A 17946-nucleotide genomic window follows, 5' to 3' on the forward strand; every position below is an offset into this window, starting at 1 on the left:
AAAACCTTTTAAAAATTACATTGTTCCCCGTTATGATAAAAACTCTACTTTTATTTAAACACAAAATAAATACGTTGCATTTACAACGTATCATTTCGATGATTATTAGTAATCCATTTACAATTCATCATACTCTTCCAATTAAATAAAATCAACGAAACCAACCACTATGAGAGCCTTTGTTTACTCGTCCACTCTGGCGGCGTATTTTTATCCCAATATATTTTCCCGATATTATAATGGGTGGCAAATGAATCATGATGGGTATGATAGTGAAAATCGAACCAATATCCTTCCAGCGGAGGATTTTCCTGCCTGACATGGAATCTGATGATATCCTTCCCGCTGATTGAATCATAAATATGAAATATCTTCTCGGCCCTGCCAGCACTCGGCTGCTCAGTGATGGTTAATTGCTGTAATTTTTCATCTGGAAATTGTTCAGCCATTTCTGTAATGGCTTCTTCCATTTTTGGTAAGATGGCCATTCTGAACTCATCGCCAATTTTAGGATTGATCTTTTCGCCAAACTTCATGAATGCATTTTCCTCTGCCTTATTCAAAATGCCCGATAAAAATTCTTCCCGGTTGAATTCTTCCTTAATTTCAGTTGAATTCTGCGAAGGAAGATAGGCTAATCCCTCTTCTTCCACAAATCCCTTTTTAGTATCCTTTAACGAATCGGCTTCCGCTAGCCACGACAGATCTGAAGGAGTGACAAGACCAAACGTCAAAACGGATACTAAAATGACGAGACTTTTCCTGAACCAAACCGCTGCTTTCAACTCACACTCCCCCTCCTTTTTTGTATTGTCTTTATATTTAGTATACTTTTATTTTTTGGTAATTACGAATATATAGTTACCTATGTTTTGAAAATCAAAAAAAAGGATAAATACCTATATAAACTTCATGAACCAGAAATTTTTTAGTAAATTTCAACAATTTTACTTTTTAATGAAGGATTTTGACGATTATTGGAGAAATTAATTAGATTCAAGTCTTTTTAAGGAGGGGTCTTATATGGCTTCGACTGCCATGTTGGCTTTATGTCTTGTCACATTAGCATTTTTCGTATATTTATCATTTGCTGATTAAGAATAAATGAATACCTACGAAAAATCTCCTTGTCATTTTTCTTCAATGACAAGGTTTTCTTTTCAATCAAACATAAGCCTAACCTTTTGGCAGATAAAAGGACTGAATAATGGAGGAATCATTTTGGAAAACAACAATGAAATCATTAAAGATAAGGATTACAAAAGGGAAACAGATAAAGGAAACGCTGGAATGGTCGTTACAGCCCATCCTGTAGCCACTTCCATCGGGGAAAAAATATTACGTGAAGGTGGAAATGCTGTCGATGCGGCTGTTGCCATCCAATTTGCCCTAAATATTGTGGAACCCATGATGACTGGTATCGGCGGAAGTGGTTTCCTTATGGTATATAACGCTAAAGATAAAGAAACGAAAATATACGATGGCCATGTAAGGGCACCTAAAGCCGCGCATCGAGACATGTTTCTTGATGATAAAGGGGAGGTCATCCCTTTTAAAGAAAGGTCAATCAAAGCTACAGCGGTTGGCATTCCCGGAATCCTGAAAGCTATGGATGAAGCACTCGCCGAAAATGGCAGCAAGCCATTAGCGGACCTCATCGAGCCATCCATCGAATTTGCTGAAAAAGGAGTTCCCGTCAATTGGGTTCTTTGCGATGCACTTAAAAATTTTGAATATCGATTGGGTGATGAAGCGCGTAAGTTCTTTATGCCAAACGGAAAAGCGTATCAAGATGGCGATCTGCTCAAAAAAGAAAAACTCGCGAATACCTATCGGATATTACAGCGTGAAGGCATTTCCGCTTTTTATGAAGGTGAAATCGGAGAAGGCATCATTTCCTGCATACAGGAACTTGGAGGGTTCATGGAGCTTTCTGATTTAAAGGACTATAAAGCTACCATCGATGTTCCCATGTATGGGACTTATAAGGATTATCTAATTGCATCATCGAATGCCCCAAGTGCTGGTGGATTCACGGTCATCCAAATCCTGAAAATATTGGAGAGCTTCCATATAGAACAATATGATGTCCGTTCTTGGGAAAAATATTATTTAATAGCAGAAGCGATGCGGCTGGCATTTACAGATAAAAAGGCATTTCTCGCTGATCCTGAATTTGCCGAATTGCCATTGGCGGGTCTCATGCATGATGAGTATATAGCTAAACGCCGCTCATTCATTAATTTCAAAACAAGAAATAATTCCATTGACTTTGGAAACCCTTGGATTTATGATTCCGTAAAACAAATGGAAGTCGTTCCGCAGCCTAATGAAGAAGATATCAGTGAAACGACACACTTCACTGTCCGTGACAGATGGGGGAATATCGCAGCATGCACTTCTACAGTGGAACATCCATTCGGATCAGGGATCATGGTTTCCGATTATGGTTTCATGCTGAATAACGAACTGACTGATTTCGATTCCATTCCAGGCGGCATGAATGAAGTGCAGCCCAATAAACGCCCCGTCAGCTGTAAAAGCCCGACCATCATCTTTAAAGATGGCGATCCGATCTTGACGTTAGGTTCACCAGGTGGACCGACCATCATCAGTTCAGTCGTACAAACGATCATTAATGTACTCGATTTAAAAATGGATTTGAAAGCAGCCATCGAGGAACCTAGAATTTTCACTCCAATGGGCCCTCATATTGAATGGGAACCTGGAATGGATATGACTAGCAAAGGCCACTTGGAAGCGATGGGCTTCGCCTTTAATGAAGTTCCCCACTCTATAGGGAATGTCCAAGCGATTCAAATCAACCCTGATGGCTCGAACTATGGTGCTGCCGATTCAAGCCGAGAAGGCTGTGCCATTGGTCTTGATGAAACAGATTATAAATCGTAATCACTGGATTGAATGAAGCCAAAATGGAATTTGGATGTTTTTCTCTTTATTACCTCAAATCCAAATTCCTCAAAGCGGGAGCTGCGAAAATGGTCTTTCAACACGACTCTCTTGCGCGCAACCCGCTTGGCTTCATCCATTATTTCCACCGATAACTCCTTACCTACCGCAAAATGAGTAAGTCCCCTGATTCCATTCGATTCCTGAATCGTTTCTTCAAACATGGGATCGAAATATACGACGTCAAAATGATTATCCGGCAATGTTTTCAATATTTCGTAATGATCACCGTGCATGACCTCAACTCTTCGCATCGCAGAAACCATCTTTTCTTCTGCATTCTCCCATGTCTTCATCCCATGTCCCACGAGCAATGCCAAATATTGATTTCCTTCCAAAGCGACAACCTGTCCATGTTCACCCACTGCGAAACTTGAGACTATCGCATCCGAGCCCAAGCCCATTGTACAATCAAGCACAGCGTTCCCTTCATTTATATCTCCGGCAACGAGAAATGGGTCACTCTCGCCGTGCATTATTCTTTTTATACGGATCATCGCCAGGTTCGGGTGAAAAAAGAATGGTTCTTTTTCCTGGTATCGATATAACTCCATCCGCTTATTACCAAAAACAAGGCAATCATCTTCATTCTGTTCCGCTTGGATATCTCTGACCGATCTTTTTCTTCTGGCGATAAAGGGGATTTTTAATTCTTCAGCTAACCTTTTGGCTAATATCATCGTTTCTTTACCGGCTCTTCCTACTGTTGTGACAAACATGTATCCTACCCCTTCATACTCTCTAAAATTTGAAAAGAATGCCCTGTTTCCAGGGCATTCCGCTTCATCACTTATTTATTTGACTGAACGCTGCCAATAAATTTTCCATGATAGCTTCCATTGGCTGTCCTTCTATATCATGGCGTGGAATGAAATGTACGACCTCTTTGCCCTTTAAAAGAGCCATGGATGGTGAAGAAGGTTCTATTCCATCGAAGTATTCCCGCATTTTAGCTGTCGCTTCCTTATCTTGACCGGCAAATACAGTTACCAAATGATCTGGCTTATTGTCTGCTTGGAGTACGGCTTGAGTAGCAGCTGGACGGGCTAACCCGGCTGCACAGCCGCAGACTGAATTCACGACCACAAGTGTCGTACCATCTACCGATTCCATAAAGCTTTCAACCGCTTCAGCGGATTCCAGCTCATCAAAACCTGCTTGCACCAGTTCCGCGCGCATTGGTTTCACCATTTGTTTCATATATTCATCATATGCCATCGACATAAAAAAACCTCCTTGGTTACAATTCTTCAATTAGTTTAATCATACTATATTCTTGAGCGCATATGCAAAAATGACGCTTAAAGCTTTGTAAAATTTCATTGTTCTTCAAAAAAAAACATGGTGACAGAATCCACTTTCATTCTGCCTCCATGTTGTTTTAATCTTCCTTTTAACTTAAACTTTCATCACGCCGCCTGAGCTGGCATTCGTTACAAGCTTGGAGTAACGTGCTAAATAGCCTGTCCTGACTTTTGATTCGAAGCCTTTCCATTTGGCTTTGCGTTTTTCGAATTCTTCATCGGAAATTTCCAATTCTATTTTACGATTATTCAAATCCAATTCGATGATATCTCCATCTTCAACAAAGGCAATCGGGCCTCCCTCAGCTGCTTCGGGGGATATATGACCAATGCTGATGCCTCGAGATGCGCCTGAAAAACGGCCGTCGGTGATCAAACCGACTTTCGCTCCAAGTCCCCTCCCGACGATTTGAGAAGTGGGTGCCAACATTTCCGGCATACCCGGCCCTCCTTTAGGTCCTTCGTAACGAATGACCACTACATTCCCCTCTTTTACTTTTCCAGTAATGATTCCTGAAAGTGCATCTTCCTGGGAATCGAAACAAATGGCAGGACCCCTGTGGTAGCCACCAACTGATTCGTCAACCGCCCCTACTTTTACGATGGAGCCTTGTGGAGCAAGGTTACCAAATAATACCGCAAGCCCGCCACGCTCAGAATGCGGATTATCTAACGGATGGATGACGTCCTTGTCCAATATTTCACAACCGGCAACATTTTCACGGAGCGTTTTGCCTGAGACAGAAAGGCAGTCCCCATTAAAGGCACCTGGTTTTTTGAGTAACTCATTAATGACGGCACTTACACCACCGGCATTATGTACATCTTCAATATGATAATCGGATGCCGGTGCGATTTTCGCTAGATGCGGTACTCGGTTAGCTATTTCATTTATGCGTTCCATTGGATATTCAAAACCTGCTTCATGCGCCAATGCAAGTGTATGAAGAACGGTGTTGGTCGAACCGCCCATCGCCATATCCAAGGCAAAGGCATTATCAATAGCATCAATCGTTACGATATCACGAGGCTTGATATCCTGTTTGATTAACTCCATCAACTGTTTAGCGGATTTCTTAACGAATTCCTTACGTTCTTCGGCTACCGCCAAAATTGTTCCATTTCCCGGAAGTGCAAGTCCTAAGCCTTCCGCCAGGCAGTTCATGGAGTTCGCCGTGAACATTCCTGAACAAGAACCGCAAGTAGGGCAAGCAACTTGCTCGATTTCCTGCAAATCTTCTTCATTGATATTACCTGCTTGATAAGCGCCCACACCTTCAAACACGGATGTCAGTGAAAGAGATTTACCGTTTTTGTCTTTACCTGCTTTCATGGGTCCGCCACTTACGAATATTGTTGGAATATTGACACGAAGTGCTGCCATCATCATTCCCGGCGTTATCTTGTCACAGTTTGGAATGCAAACCATCCCGTCAAACCAATGTGCTGATACAACAGTTTCCACGGAATCCGCGATGATTTCACGACTTGGCAAAGAATAGCGCATACCAATATGACCCATTGCAATTCCATCATCCACCCCAATCGTATTAAATTCGAAAGGAACACCGCCAGCCTCGCGAATCGCTTCCTTCACTATTTTTCCGAATTCCTGAAGGTGGACATGACCTGGAACGATGTCGATGTAAGAATTACAAACCGCGATGAACGGTTTACCGAAATCTTCTTCTTTAACCCCTGCTGCCCGCAGCAGACTTCTATGCGGAGCTCGATCGACTCCTTTTGTAATCATGTCACTTCTCATATTTGATGTAGACATTTGTTGTACCCCCAATTTCCACTAAATGTTTAATGATTCAATATAATATAATTTTTAGTATACTCTAAAAATTCTAACATATTTACATCCAAATGCAACCATTCAATACAAAATATCTACAAAAATCATTTTTCTAAAATAATAGCGATCAAATTTATGTCAGAATAACTGCTGTATAACGAAATATTAGCCATTTTGAATGTTTTGGATTTCGACCTAGGGGAAAGATTGTCAAGTGACTTGAAGATCCGCTTCAATAATAAAAAGGCATGCGGATTAAATCATCCGCATGCCTTTTGCCTGTAACCTTTACAGGTTCCATTAAGTTATTCCCCATTAAATCTCACTTGTCATTCGCTTGTCTTGATTCAGTCATTTGCTTCCAAACCGAACCTTTTGCTTCTTCCCCATTTTCTATACGGTCAATGGCCATCTTGACCTGCAGGGCCACTTCGAATTCAGGGTCCTGTTCCGCTTGTTTAAGATAAGGGAGGGTCGTTTCATTTCCCACTTCATATAAAAACATCGCCGCCCTCCATCTAACCAATTTATTTTTATCAGAAAGTGATTGAGACATTTCTCCCATCGCTTCTTCAAAGCCAAGATCGGATAAACAATCCCCAGCCGTACGTCTTACGGCTGCACTTTTATCTTTCAAGGCTTTATACAAGCTCGGAAGCACTTTTCTATCTTCGATCATACCCAAGTATACTACCGCGAGCCGTCGAATCGAGACCTTGCCATCGGAGAGTGCCATGTCCAATACGGGTATATCATCAACCGTTGGATCTTCCATTTGTTCTAAAGCCTGGTATCGCTTTTCCCAGCTTTCGTCATTCAGCATTTCTGCAGTCAGTTTAATTTTTGGTCGTTTCAAAATTGCTTCCTTCGCATCCACCCGTTCTTTTGCAGCGGCTACCAGCCGATTAATTCGTTCTTCCGGGTAAGCTGCAATCAACTCATCGGATACTTCCTTCACGATATCTTCCATATCACCATATCTTACGCCATAATCCTTCCATTTTCGAAGCAGGACTACATTGTCATCTTCTTTTTGAGCCGCTGAAATGCCCTTTAAGAAATAATCCGGTAAGGCAAAACGTTTTTCGTGTTGGCTATCACTTGCTTTAATTTGCATCGGAATGCCCTTGAATTGTTGAATGGCAACTGTTACTTCACCGTAATGTTCATTTAATGCCGTTTGTTGATTTTGTTCTTCGGTTTTTTCCCCGAAAACCTGACGGATTTGGACCAAGATATCTTTCCAATCATATTTCGCATTTCGCTCAACGGCTAAGAAGTCCGCAACATGATATACCCCTTTCACTCCCTCGATCGTAAATAAATCTCTAATCAGCTGGGGTGCTTGGTCAGCTTGATCTTTCTTATAATTATTGCTTTTACCAGCTAATAGCTCTTCAGTTAAATTGATTTTCATTGTATTCGGACTTGGTGTAGGTTCTATAGACTTAATTTTCAATGCATTTCTCTCCTTTAACAAGACGTTTCCATGTACTAGATATTATCACATCGGCAACAGATTCTCATGCAATTGAGATTGGCCAAAAAAAGACCGGTCCAGGTTTGTTCCCTTGGACCGGTCATCCCGCTCATTCCTCTTCCAATTTTTCCGCTAAATACGTCCATCTTTCCATCAAATGGTCTAATTTATCCGTTAGTTCCTTTTCTTCTTCAAGTAGCAGGCGGACTTTTTCAAAGTCGCTTCCCGCTGCAGACATTTCTGATGTTATGTCTTTCAGGCGCAACTCGACCCTTTCCATGTTCCCTTCTATCTCTTCCCATTCCTTACTTTCCGCATAAGTTAGTTTTTTCTTTTTCTTTTCGGTCCGGTTCATCTGAGGTTCTGGTGCTTTTACCGGCACGGCCTCTTCAGTCTTTTCTTCCAAGAACTCTGAATAACTGCCGTAATAGAAATCAATTTCAGCTTTATTCTTGAAAACAAGAAGCTGATGGCACGTCTTATCCAGGAAATACCTATCATGCGAAACAGTAATGACTACACCTGAAAACGTTTCTAAATAATCCTCCAGAACGGTCAAGGTTTGCGTGTCCAGATCATTCGTCGGTTCATCCAAAAGCAGGACATTAGGTGCCGACATCAAAATGTTAAGAAGATATAAACGCCTTTTCTCCCCACCGGAAAGCTTGCGAATAGGCGTCCCATGAGAACCCATTGGAAACAAGAACCTTTCAAGCATCTGTGCAGCCGATATGAAACTACCATCTTTAAGGGCGATTGAATCTGCCGTTTCCCGAATATACTCGATCATGCGCAAATTCTCATCCATATCGACGCTTTCTTGCGTATAGTACCCTATTTTCACGGTTTGCCCTTTTTCCAGGTTTCCTTCATCTATCGATTCCCGTCCAGCCAGGATATTTAACAAGGTTGATTTTCCACTGCCATTATTACCGACGATCCCAATTCGATCACCCGGTTTGAAGAGGAAGGAAAAATGGTTGATGATGGTTTTATCACCGAAGGATTTAGAAACATCCTGCATCTCGAGGACCTTTTTCCCAAGGCGGGCACCGCTTAATTCCATTTCCAGGTTCTCGGTTTTCTGCTTATCCTTTACACCTGATTCCAATGTTTCGAAGCGTTGGATCCTGGCCTTTTGTTTCGTTGTACGTGCCTTTGCGCCTTTACGGATCCAGGCCAGTTCTTTTTTGAATAGACTTTCCTTTTTCGATCTTTCAGCCGTTTCGTTCTCTTCACGAATGGCCTTTGATTCTAAATAATCCGCATAATTTCCTTTGTATTCGAAAAGCTGCGTTTGGGCAATTTCCCAAATCTTATTGGACACGCGATCAAGGAAATATCGATCATGGGTCACAAATAAAACGGACTTTTGATATTTCCCCAAATATTCTTCAAGCCAAGTGATGCTTTCAAAATCGAGATGGTTCGTCGGCTCATCCAAAATCAATAAATCAGGGGTCTCAATCAAGGTTTTTGCCAGCGCCGCACGTTTTTTTTGGCCACCTGACAGTTCCCCCAATTTCCTTGAGTGATCAGGAAGACCAAGTTTGGTAAGTATTGTTCTGGCATTGGCACTTGTATCCCAGGCACCAAGCGTGTCCATATCCTGTTGCTGCTTTAACAAACGGTCCTGAATTACGCTATTCTGTGGATCTACCTGTAGTTGAACGAGCGTCTTTTCATACTCCTTAATCAACGAAAATACAGGAGTTGAACTTTCATACATATATTCCATGATCGTCAATTTCTCATCAAAATGCGGATCTTGGGATAGATAGGAAATCGTGTAATCATTCGGATGATCCTTCGTTCCTAAATCACTGTCTTCCAAGCCTGCGATGATATTCAATAATGTCGATTTGCCGGTGCCGTTTATGCCAACGATCCCGATTTTTTCCCCTTCGGTAATGGAAAAAGAGACATCTTTAAAAAGCAGCTTTTCCCCTTGGGTTTTCATTACATGTTCCATGCTAAAAACTTTCATAATCGTACATCCCATTCCTTATTAAATTCCTCTAAAAACCCAACCATATATTCATGCCTTTCACTTGCAATCTTCTTGGCTGTACAAGTATTGAGCATATCTTGCAAACGCAATAATTTTTCATGAAAATGATGAATGGTTGAGCTTTTGCCACCCCTGTATTCCTTCTTGGTCATGTTTTCCCTTATCGGCAATGAAGGATCATACATAAGTTGTCCCTTTTTTCCGCCATATGCAAATGTCCTGGCTATGCCAATGGCACCAATTGCATCCAAGCGGTCAGCATCCTGAACAATTTCAGCCTCAATCGAAGGAAGCTTCAACTGCCCTGCACTATATGAAATAGTATTGATGATCTGTTTGACGGCATCAACACTATCAATATCCAACTTAATTTCATCAAACCAAACGTCAAGCTTTTTCCAGCCTTCATCGGCTTCATGGTTTAGTTTATCATCCGGGATATCATGAAGCAAAGCAGCCATTTCAATGATAAACTCATTTCCTTTTCGTTCTTCTTTTGCAATATGTAAAGCCAGCTTACGAACACGATCGATATGGAACCAATCATGGCCGCTGGCATCGGAATTCAATTGGTCATATACATACTTCTCCGTCAGTTCAATCATCGTTTGTTTCATATCACCACTCCATGTCCCTTCTATTTTACCATGGTTCTCAAAAAATGGTGTGCTTTAATCTTCATTGAACCAACTGATCCCAATCGTCTGTTCACCGGTATGCACCCCGATGGCACTGCCAAGAGGGGATACATGGATCGACACATGAGGAAATTCTTGTGTAATCATCTTTTTCCATCTTTGTGCCTGCTCAGACACTGCACCATATAATATGGTGCATTCTTTCACTTTTCCTGCTTCGACTGATCTGCGAAAATCAGTGAAGATCTGTTTTTCCGCTTTTTTAAGGTTCCGAGGTTTAGATTTAGTATGAAGCACACCATTTTCGATTGAAATGATGGGCTTAAAGCTCAATAGGTTTCCAAGAATATACTGTGCGTTCGTTAACCTGCCGCTGCGATGCAGCTGATCTAAAGAACCAATTAATACATAGGTTTCATGGTTGTCCGCATACATTCTCGTTTTGACGAAAGCCTCATTGATGGAATCTCCATTATCCATATAATGCATGAGCCTTTTCAAGATTAATAGCATTGGAAAGGAAATAAGTAAAGTATCAAAAACGTCAACAGGGATCGAAACCATTTGTGCAGCTTGCCTGCTCGCGGAAACGGTCCCGCTCAATTCACTTGAAAGATGTACGGCTATGATTCGATCATAGCGTTTTTCAAGCTCCATATATAACTCTTGGAATCTGCCGACCGAAGGCTGTGACGTAGTGGCTGTAATTTTTTCCTCACTCATCCGCCGGTATAATTCCTCAGGTAATAGGTCGACACCATCTTCATATTCCTTCCCATCAATGATGACGACCATCGGAACAACGTATACATGTTCATTCAATGATAATTCTTCGTCCAAAGTTCCCGTACTATCTGTTACCCATGCAATTCGTTCCATGGTTTCCCCCCTCGTTGTGTCTTCTATTATATTCAACATCCCAATCATCTGTCCCCAATTGAATACGGATGCATATAAATATCTTACTTCATAAAAAGAGCCCAACTGGAACTTCGGTTGGACTCAATTTCTTTCTTCATAATAATTTTTTTATATCCTCTTCCATTTCCAGAGGTTTTGTTTTAGGTGCATACCGGCTCACTATATTTCCATTACGGTCAATCAAGAACTTTGTAAAATTCCATTTTATAGATTTGGACCCCATCACTCCAGGAGCATTTTCAGTCAGGTAGCTGAATAAAGGATGGGCTTCCTTGCCATTGACATTCACTTTTGCAAACATCGGGAATGTTATGCCACGATTCAATTTGCAGTATGAATCGATTTCCAGATCATCACCAGGCTCCTGATTCAAAAACTGATTACAAGGAAAACCAAGCACGACAACCCCATCCTCTTTATATTGCACATACAGGCTTTGCAAATCATCATACTGTGGCGAAAAACCGCATTTGCTTGCGGTATTCACTATAATCATCACCTTCCCTCTATATTCCTCAAGCGAGATGGTTTCGCCATTGATTTTATTGACTTCAAATTCGTAAATGGACATGTATGATCACTCCCTATAGTATGATGATTCATTTTACCGTATTTAAAGGTAGGTTTACCAACTTTTATCCTTTCCTTTCAGCCCTGAATCTTCACTGCTTGTATGGATTGAATCAAATACTCTACCATGTCTTCCAAATCATCCATTTGCTCTTCTTTTACAAGCCTTCCAAATGAAACTTTATATATAGAAGAAGTAACGAGTTGCATTTTTTTACTGACCGTATCGCTGGTCGTCACTGTAATGATTCTCTGATCTCCCCAAATTTTTTCCAGGTCATTCAACAATTGTTCAGCATTCACTTCATCGAGTTTTTTCGGAAAAGTAATGAAAATATCGACGGTGCAGCCCGAATGCACATCATCAATAGCTGCATCGAGTAACTCCGAACTTAGGTTCTTGAGTGAAGCCTGTAACTCAATGGCACCGCTAATCGAAATAGGCGCGATTGGCTTTTTCAATTCCATCTCAATCTTATATGATCTGGACATAGTCGAGAGATTCACTATATCATCACGTTTTATGACCAATATATCTCCAATGAAGTCACGGTCGTAAACCGCTCCTTCCAATACCACTTTCATGTTCTCAAATGCTGTAGGATCAAACAATCTCCAAACACCTCTCCAACTTCATAGTTTATGTATTCATGATCTTCCCATTTTACCATTCCCAGGCCATTTCCTTTGGGATTTACAAGAAATTATTAAAATAGCTTTTCTATTCAATAATTTTCTATATAATTAAAATATTATGATTTTTGAAGAAGGAGGCTAATCATGCCAATCAGAATTCCGGGGCAACTGCCAGCAAGGGAAATTTTAGAACAGGAAAATATCTTCGTAATGGATGAGGAAAGGGCTACCAATCAGGAAATCCGTCCATTGAATATATTAATTTTAAACCTAATGCCAGAGAAAGAAAAAACGGAGGCCCAGTTACTGCGCTTTCTAGGCAATACTCCGATTCAAGTAAATATATCATTCCTGCGCTTGAGCACACATGAATCAAAAAACACAAGTAAATTTCATTTAGATCAATTTTACAAATCATTTAATGATATCCGCACGAAGAAATATGACGGCTTGATCATTACAGGCGCTCCAGTAGAAAAGCTGGAATTTTCAGACGTTAATTATTGGGAAGAACTGCAGAGTATCATGGATTGGTCAAGCGAAAATGTCACATCAACCCTACATATTTGTTGGGGGGCACAGGCTGCCCTGTACCATCATTATGGAATAGGCAAATACGAACTTCCAGAGAAATGCTTCGGGATATACACCCATGAGGTCCTTGAACCGAATGAAAATCTAGTCCGCGGATTCGATGATTATTTTATGGCCCCTCATTCTCGCCATACGGATATTGACTATCAAAAATTAGTTAACCATCCGGAACTGAAGGTTCTTGCACAGTCCGATCAAGCCGGTGTATTGATTGCTGCTTCAGTTGATGGAAAAAGAATTATGGTTACCGGTCATTTCGAGTATGATGCCGATACCCTTGGTGAAGAATACAAGCGCGATAGGGAGCGTGGAATCAATACACAACTCCCTGAAAATTACTTTCCTGATAACGATCCGACCAAGGTTCCTCTTCACCGATGGAAAAGCCATTGCAGCCTGATGTTCTCGAATTGGCTGAACTATTATGTCTACCAATCAACCCCTTATGAGTGGGATTGAAAGGGTAAGAAAAAAGAAGCTTTCACTTTTAAGTGAATCGTTTATTGGGCAGCCACTTCCGATTATCATGGGAAACAACCTGAGTTTCTGACTCAGGTTGTTTGTTTCATGATTCCTTATTGCCGAAATAAACCTCTTCAAAAGGTTGGACGACCACAAATCCTTGACCTTCGAATTTCATTTGAACGGATTCGCCGCTTCCCCTTCCAAAAAACGACTTCAGTGAAACATCCGTTACGAATTCAGGCTGCAATTCCCCTGACCAAGCCACTGTGGCATTCGGGTCCGTATAGACCGGATTCCCATGTTCAACCATTAAAGTAAGCGGCTCATAATGGGAAGTGAAGGCAACCATGCCTCTCCCCTCGAGCCTTACGTTGAACAATCCACCCGCCAATAACCCGGCAATGCGCCGCATCATTTTTATATCCCATTGAATCCCCGGCTCAAATGCAAGTAAATCATTTCCGTTAACACAGATCGATTCACCATTTAACTGTAAAATGGAAATCTTCTTTCCTTGATCCGCGAGGTACAGCTTGCCGCTTCCAGTCGCCTTCATCAAAGATGCACCCTCACCTGTCAAAGCCTTTTTGAAGAGTTTACCAAGACCATGCTCCAAGATACCTTCCCGCTCGAATTTAATATGGCCGCGATAAGAAATCATCGTCCCCATCTTTGCCCAGATCTGCTGTTCCAAATTAATCTCCAAAATCCGTTCCGTTTCAAGTTCGAATAAACCTTGCCCTTTATCCTGCTGTTTCGTCTTTTCAACGAATTGATCGATTTGATACTTCTCCATCACTGCCCCACCTCTTTTTGAAGGAGGAAAAGCCACATGAACGATACAGCTTGCTTTAACTCCTTTGAAAAATGCCCTAGTTTTGTATAGTCCACCCCTCTCTTTGCAACGCCGGTATCTGCCACTGCCTTCCATCCGGTTTCTAAAGCCATTTTTTCAAATTCCCAAGGCTGCATTGTATTCATGATGACCTTATCTCCTAATAACCGTTGAAAACTGAATTTTTTTCGTGGTTCAGCTGTTGGACCAAGTATTCCAAAACAGACATAACCGCCAGGCTTTATTACCCGTTGAATTTCCTTCATCACCGTTAATGGTTCACCCGTATATTCCAAAGAATTAATGACCATTGCCGCATCCATTTCTTCATTATTGAATGGAAGATTATAAAAATCCCCTTGCAGGAAAGAAAGTTCTGGTTGTTGAGCGGTTTTCCCCTTTGCAAATTCGATCATCACATTGGATAAATCAACTCCGGTTACTTCAAATCCCGCTTCGGCCAATTTCAAGGAACCAACTCCATCTCCACAGCCAATGTCAGCCACCTTCACTCCCGAAGGTACATATTCAGAAAAGAAAGGAATAATGTTTTTCCGGCTCCCCGTTTCCCACATTTCTTGCGAATTCTTCACCCACATCGGTGCAAAAACATCCCATTCCTTTTTCGATTCATTATGCCATGTATGTAAATTCATCAGAAATTCCACCCTCCTAACTAGGCAAGTACCTACTATATTAATAACACTCAGTTTCCAGAATCAAATTACCGGGGCTTCTATATAGCTATTCTGCTCAAAATTTAAAAATCCTCTTTTATATAATCCGTTCAGGAATACAGGTGATTTGCAAATATATAAAAAAAACTGCCGACGGCAGCTTATTTCGAATTTTCTTCATTTCTTTTTTGTATCTTTCGTAAATCCTCGACACGGTCAGGGGATTCTTCAAAGAATTCAACCAGGTCTCCAACCCTATCGATGGCATTCCAACTAAGATGGTGTTCGATTCCCTCTACATCATGATAAATATTTTCTTCCTTGACCCCAATCAACCTTAGCATCTGTTCTAAAAGTTCATGACGGTATACGAGCCTTTTACCAACTTTTTTCCCATTTGCAGTTAAAACGAGACCCCGGTACTTTTCATATATCAAATATTTTTCCTGATCAAGTTTTTGAACCATTTTTGTAACAGAAGAAGGGTGGACGGAAAGGTTTTCGGCAATATCGGAAACTCTTGCATACCCTTTTTCTTCGATAAGTAAATAAATTTGTTCTATGTAATCCTCCATGCTTGGTGTAGGCATTCGGAATCCTCCCATTCAAACGCATATCTAAAAATTTTACTATATAAACGACCCCGAAACAAGAAAATATAAGTCTCAGGGCGCCTTTAATGAAGTTTCTTCTCAAGTTTGCTTGACGTTTTGTTCTGTCGGGAATGTAAAACTGATCTTCTTTTCAGAGTCGGACCAGGATAAAATGGCATCAAAGGTCTTTTCCCCTTTTTTAAAACCGCTTATCAAATCCGTTTCACCGCTCGCCAACAGCTTTTTTATATTTGCTTGACTGATTTTCTTATTAAGGATTTTTTTGGAGATAGTGAAGTTACACTTTGTTTTTTGATAACTTACACATCCATAGAATTCCCCTTTATCGACAATCTTAGAACCGCATAGTTTACAGCTGCCCACAGATGCTGAACTTCTCTTTTTTGGGCCGCTTCGTTGAATCGACTCGGTGTCCAGCCCTTGAAAATTCCAGCTTTCCGATGATTCCACGGCATCACTGATAATTTTTGCTGACATCTTTTTAACAGCTTCCATAAATCCGCCAGCTGATGCCTTTCCTTCACCGATTTCCCTTAAACGCTGTTCCCATTTGGCTGTCATCTCGGGTGAAGCCAGGATTTTCTCCCCAATCGCAGTAATCAGCACTTTCCCTTTATCTGTCGCAAACACCTGGTTTTTTTTAACATTGATGTATTTACGGTCTTTTAGCATGGTAATGATGCCAGCCCGGGTTGCTTCGGTTCCAAGACCCTCGGTTTTCATCAGCACCTTTTCTAACTCTTCATTATCCAGATGCTTTCCGGCAGTCTTCATTAAAGTGATCAGCTGACCTTCTGTATAGCGCTTAGGAGGCTGGGTTTTTCCTTCTTTCACCTTTATATTGGCGACCTTTCCAGAATCCCCTTTTGAGACGGACGGCAAAATGATATCATCGTCTTCTTTGTCATTTTGGAAAATCACTTTGCGCCATCCCTCTTGAATCTGCTGCTTTCCTTTAGAAATGAATTCGGCACGCTTATCGACAAGCGTTTTAATGGTGGTGTAATCGAAAATGGCTTTCTCATAATGGGCCGCAATCAAGCGGCGTACCACCAAGTCATAAATATTCCGTTCTTCAGCTGAAAGTCGCTTTGGATCGGTTACCTGCTCCGTCGGGATGATAGCATAGTGATCAGTCACTTTCTTTTCATTTACAAACCGTTTATTATTCATGATGTTCGGTTGTGGCAAGGGAAACAGGGATTCATATTCCGAAAATCCGCTTAGTTTTTGCAAAATATCGGGAAATGTTTCAGCTTCCCCCTCCGTCACATAATTGGAATCTGAACGTGGATAAGAAACGATCCCTTTTTGATATAAACTTTGTACGATATCAAGCGTCTGTTTCGGTGAATATTTATAAATCTTGTTCACAGTCGCTTGCAATGAAGAGAGGTTAAATAACAAAGGCGGCTGAAATTCTTTCCTTTCTGTATCCATTTCAGCTATTTCAGCTTCCTTATCCTTGCAAAAAGCGGCAATTTTATCAGCCATTTCTTTTGTCTTGATTCTCGGATCATTGTTCTGCTGCCATTTTCCCTTATATTTCTTCCCATCCATCTTGAAGTCAGCGAACACTTCCCAGAACGGTTCGGATTTGAATTGCTCAATTTCCATTTCCCGCTTCACAATCAGGGCGAGTGTCGGTGTCTGAACCCTTCCAGCTGAAAACACATCCGAAACGCCCCTTTGTTTCAATAAAATACTATACGCTCTCGACGCATTCATTCCCACAACCCAGTCCGCGCAAGCTCTAGTATACGCTTCATAATAGAGCGGCCTGGTTTTTTCCTCACTCTTCAGATTTTGGAATCCCTCATAAATCGCTTTTGGGGTCAAAGAGGAAATCCATAACCGTTTCATCGGTTTATTGACATTGCATAGATTAACGATGTTGCGTACAATCAATTCTCCTTCACGCCCGGCATCACCTGCATGAATGATTTCATCGACTTCCGGTTTCCTAAGCAAAGTCTTCACAACATTGAATTGCTTTGCCTTTTGTCGTGTCACTTCATATTGAAATTTCTCAGGAATCATCGGCAATGTTTCCATCGACCATTTTTTCCATTTTGAATGATAGGTTTCCGGCGAAACGAGTTGACATAAATGCCCGACGGCCCAAGTTACATAAGCTCCATCGGGAAAAATTTCATTCGGCATGATTTCTATATAACCTTGCTGTTTCTTCTTTTTAAATTGAGCCGCAAGCGTTGAACCTTGATCGGGTTTCTCCGCAATGATTAGCTTCATGTTCATCTTCACCTAATCCGTAAAAAAATATCTTCCCCTATCATTATACCTTAATTATCACAATCGGCTAGATATGACTTCGTTTTTACTGAACTGTCCCGGAAAAGCATGAAATGATTTCTTTACTGCGACGAAGATTGGGAATTTCCGGCTGATGATAAAAGCAGTCGAATAGGC

16 protein-coding genes are annotated in these 17946 nt (G+C 41.2%); 2 read left to right on the top strand and 14 right to left on the bottom strand.

Going from position 1 to position 17946, the window contains the following annotated elements:
• Positions 1-167: 167 nt before the first annotated feature.
• Complete coding sequence (locus ACFRAK_RS08725) at positions 168-785, bottom strand: YpjP family protein (RefSeq protein WP_394571617.1); 618 nt, start codon at positions 783-785, stop codon at positions 168-170.
• A gap of 436 nt (positions 786-1221) precedes the next feature.
• On the opposite strand from ACFRAK_RS08725, the gene ggt reads away from it, so the two are divergent.
• Positions 1222-2910, top strand: coding sequence for a gamma-glutamyltransferase (gene ggt, locus ACFRAK_RS08730; protein WP_394571618.1), 1689 nt, complete (start codon positions 1222-1224; stop codon positions 2908-2910).
• Here ggt and ACFRAK_RS08735 read toward each other — a convergent pair.
• The 9 genes from ACFRAK_RS08735 to ACFRAK_RS08775 all read right to left on the bottom strand — a co-directional run bounded on the left by ACFRAK_RS08735 (position 2898) and on the right by ACFRAK_RS08775 (position 12307).
• The gene (locus tag ACFRAK_RS08735; protein ID WP_387597238.1) at positions 2898-3689 is read right to left on the bottom strand and encodes a class I SAM-dependent methyltransferase; all 792 of its coding nucleotides are present in this window, start codon (positions 3687-3689) and stop codon (positions 2898-2900) included. The two genes, ggt and ACFRAK_RS08735, sit on opposite strands and share 13 nt — an antisense overlap.
• Positions 3690-3756: 67 nt before the next feature.
• A complete protein-coding gene (locus tag ACFRAK_RS08740) occupies positions 3757-4194 on the bottom strand; it encodes a BrxA/BrxB family bacilliredoxin (RefSeq protein ID WP_387707505.1) in 438 nt (145 codons plus the stop codon).
• Between the two features lie 174 nt (positions 4195-4368).
• The gene (ilvD, locus tag ACFRAK_RS08745) at positions 4369-6039 is read right to left on the bottom strand and encodes a dihydroxy-acid dehydratase (RefSeq protein WP_260288177.1); all 1671 of its coding nucleotides are present in this window, start codon (positions 6037-6039) and stop codon (positions 4369-4371) included.
• A 358-nt stretch (positions 6040-6397) separates the two neighbouring features.
• Positions 6398-7534, bottom strand: a complete 1137-nt coding sequence (locus ACFRAK_RS08750) for a conserved virulence factor C family protein (protein ID WP_387597244.1) — start codon at positions 7532-7534, stop codon at positions 6398-6400.
• Positions 7535-7664: 130 nt separating this feature from the next.
• The gene (locus tag ACFRAK_RS08755; RefSeq protein WP_387597247.1) at positions 7665-9542 is read right to left on the bottom strand and encodes an ABC-F family ATP-binding cassette domain-containing protein; all 1878 of its coding nucleotides are present in this window, start codon (positions 9540-9542) and stop codon (positions 7665-7667) included.
• Complete coding sequence (locus ACFRAK_RS08760) at positions 9539-10183, bottom strand: HD domain-containing protein (RefSeq protein WP_387597250.1); 645 nt, start codon at positions 10181-10183, stop codon at positions 9539-9541. Before ACFRAK_RS08760 ends, ACFRAK_RS08755 begins: the two co-directional genes overlap by 4 nt.
• A 54-nt stretch (positions 10184-10237) precedes the next feature.
• Positions 10238-11083 (bottom strand): DegV family protein, encoded by an 846-nt coding sequence (locus ACFRAK_RS08765; protein ID WP_260288169.1) that lies wholly within the window; start codon positions 11081-11083, stop codon positions 10238-10240.
• 136 nt (positions 11084-11219) lie between these two features.
• Positions 11220-11696, bottom strand: a complete 477-nt coding sequence (locus ACFRAK_RS08770) for a glutathione peroxidase (RefSeq protein WP_394571621.1) — start codon at positions 11694-11696, stop codon at positions 11220-11222.
• A 77-nt stretch (positions 11697-11773) separates the two neighbouring features.
• The gene (locus ACFRAK_RS08775) at positions 11774-12307 is read right to left on the bottom strand and encodes a hypothetical protein (RefSeq protein WP_387597258.1); all 534 of its coding nucleotides are present in this window, start codon (positions 12305-12307) and stop codon (positions 11774-11776) included.
• Positions 12308-12475: 168 nt separating this feature from the next.
• On the opposite strand from ACFRAK_RS08775, the gene metA reads away from it, so the two are divergent.
• Entirely contained in the window at positions 12476-13384 is a 909-nt protein-coding gene (metA, locus tag ACFRAK_RS08780) for a homoserine O-acetyltransferase MetA (protein WP_192205199.1), read from the top strand.
• 106 nt (positions 13385-13490) lie between these two features.
• Here the strand turns inward: metA and ACFRAK_RS08785 are convergent, their stop codons facing one another.
• The 4 genes from ACFRAK_RS08785 to ACFRAK_RS08800 all read right to left on the bottom strand — a co-directional run bounded on the left by ACFRAK_RS08785 (position 13491) and on the right by ACFRAK_RS08800 (position 17769).
• Complete coding sequence (locus ACFRAK_RS08785; RefSeq protein WP_387597262.1) at positions 13491-14186, bottom strand: AIM24 family protein; 696 nt, start codon at positions 14184-14186, stop codon at positions 13491-13493.
• Positions 14186-14881, bottom strand: a complete 696-nt coding sequence (locus tag ACFRAK_RS08790; RefSeq protein WP_394571622.1) for a class I SAM-dependent methyltransferase — start codon at positions 14879-14881, stop codon at positions 14186-14188. Before ACFRAK_RS08790 ends, ACFRAK_RS08785 begins: the two co-directional genes overlap by 1 nt.
• A gap of 182 nt (positions 14882-15063) precedes the next feature.
• Positions 15064-15492 (bottom strand): transcriptional regulator MntR, encoded by a 429-nt coding sequence (mntR, locus tag ACFRAK_RS08795; protein WP_192205202.1) that lies wholly within the window; start codon positions 15490-15492, stop codon positions 15064-15066.
• A 102-nt stretch (positions 15493-15594) separates the two neighbouring features.
• The gene (locus ACFRAK_RS08800; RefSeq protein ID WP_394571623.1) at positions 15595-17769 is read right to left on the bottom strand and encodes a DNA topoisomerase III; all 2175 of its coding nucleotides are present in this window, start codon (positions 17767-17769) and stop codon (positions 15595-15597) included.
• Positions 17770-17946: the final 177 nt, after the last annotated feature.

Source organism: Peribacillus sp. NPDC056705 (genome assembly GCF_043656335.1).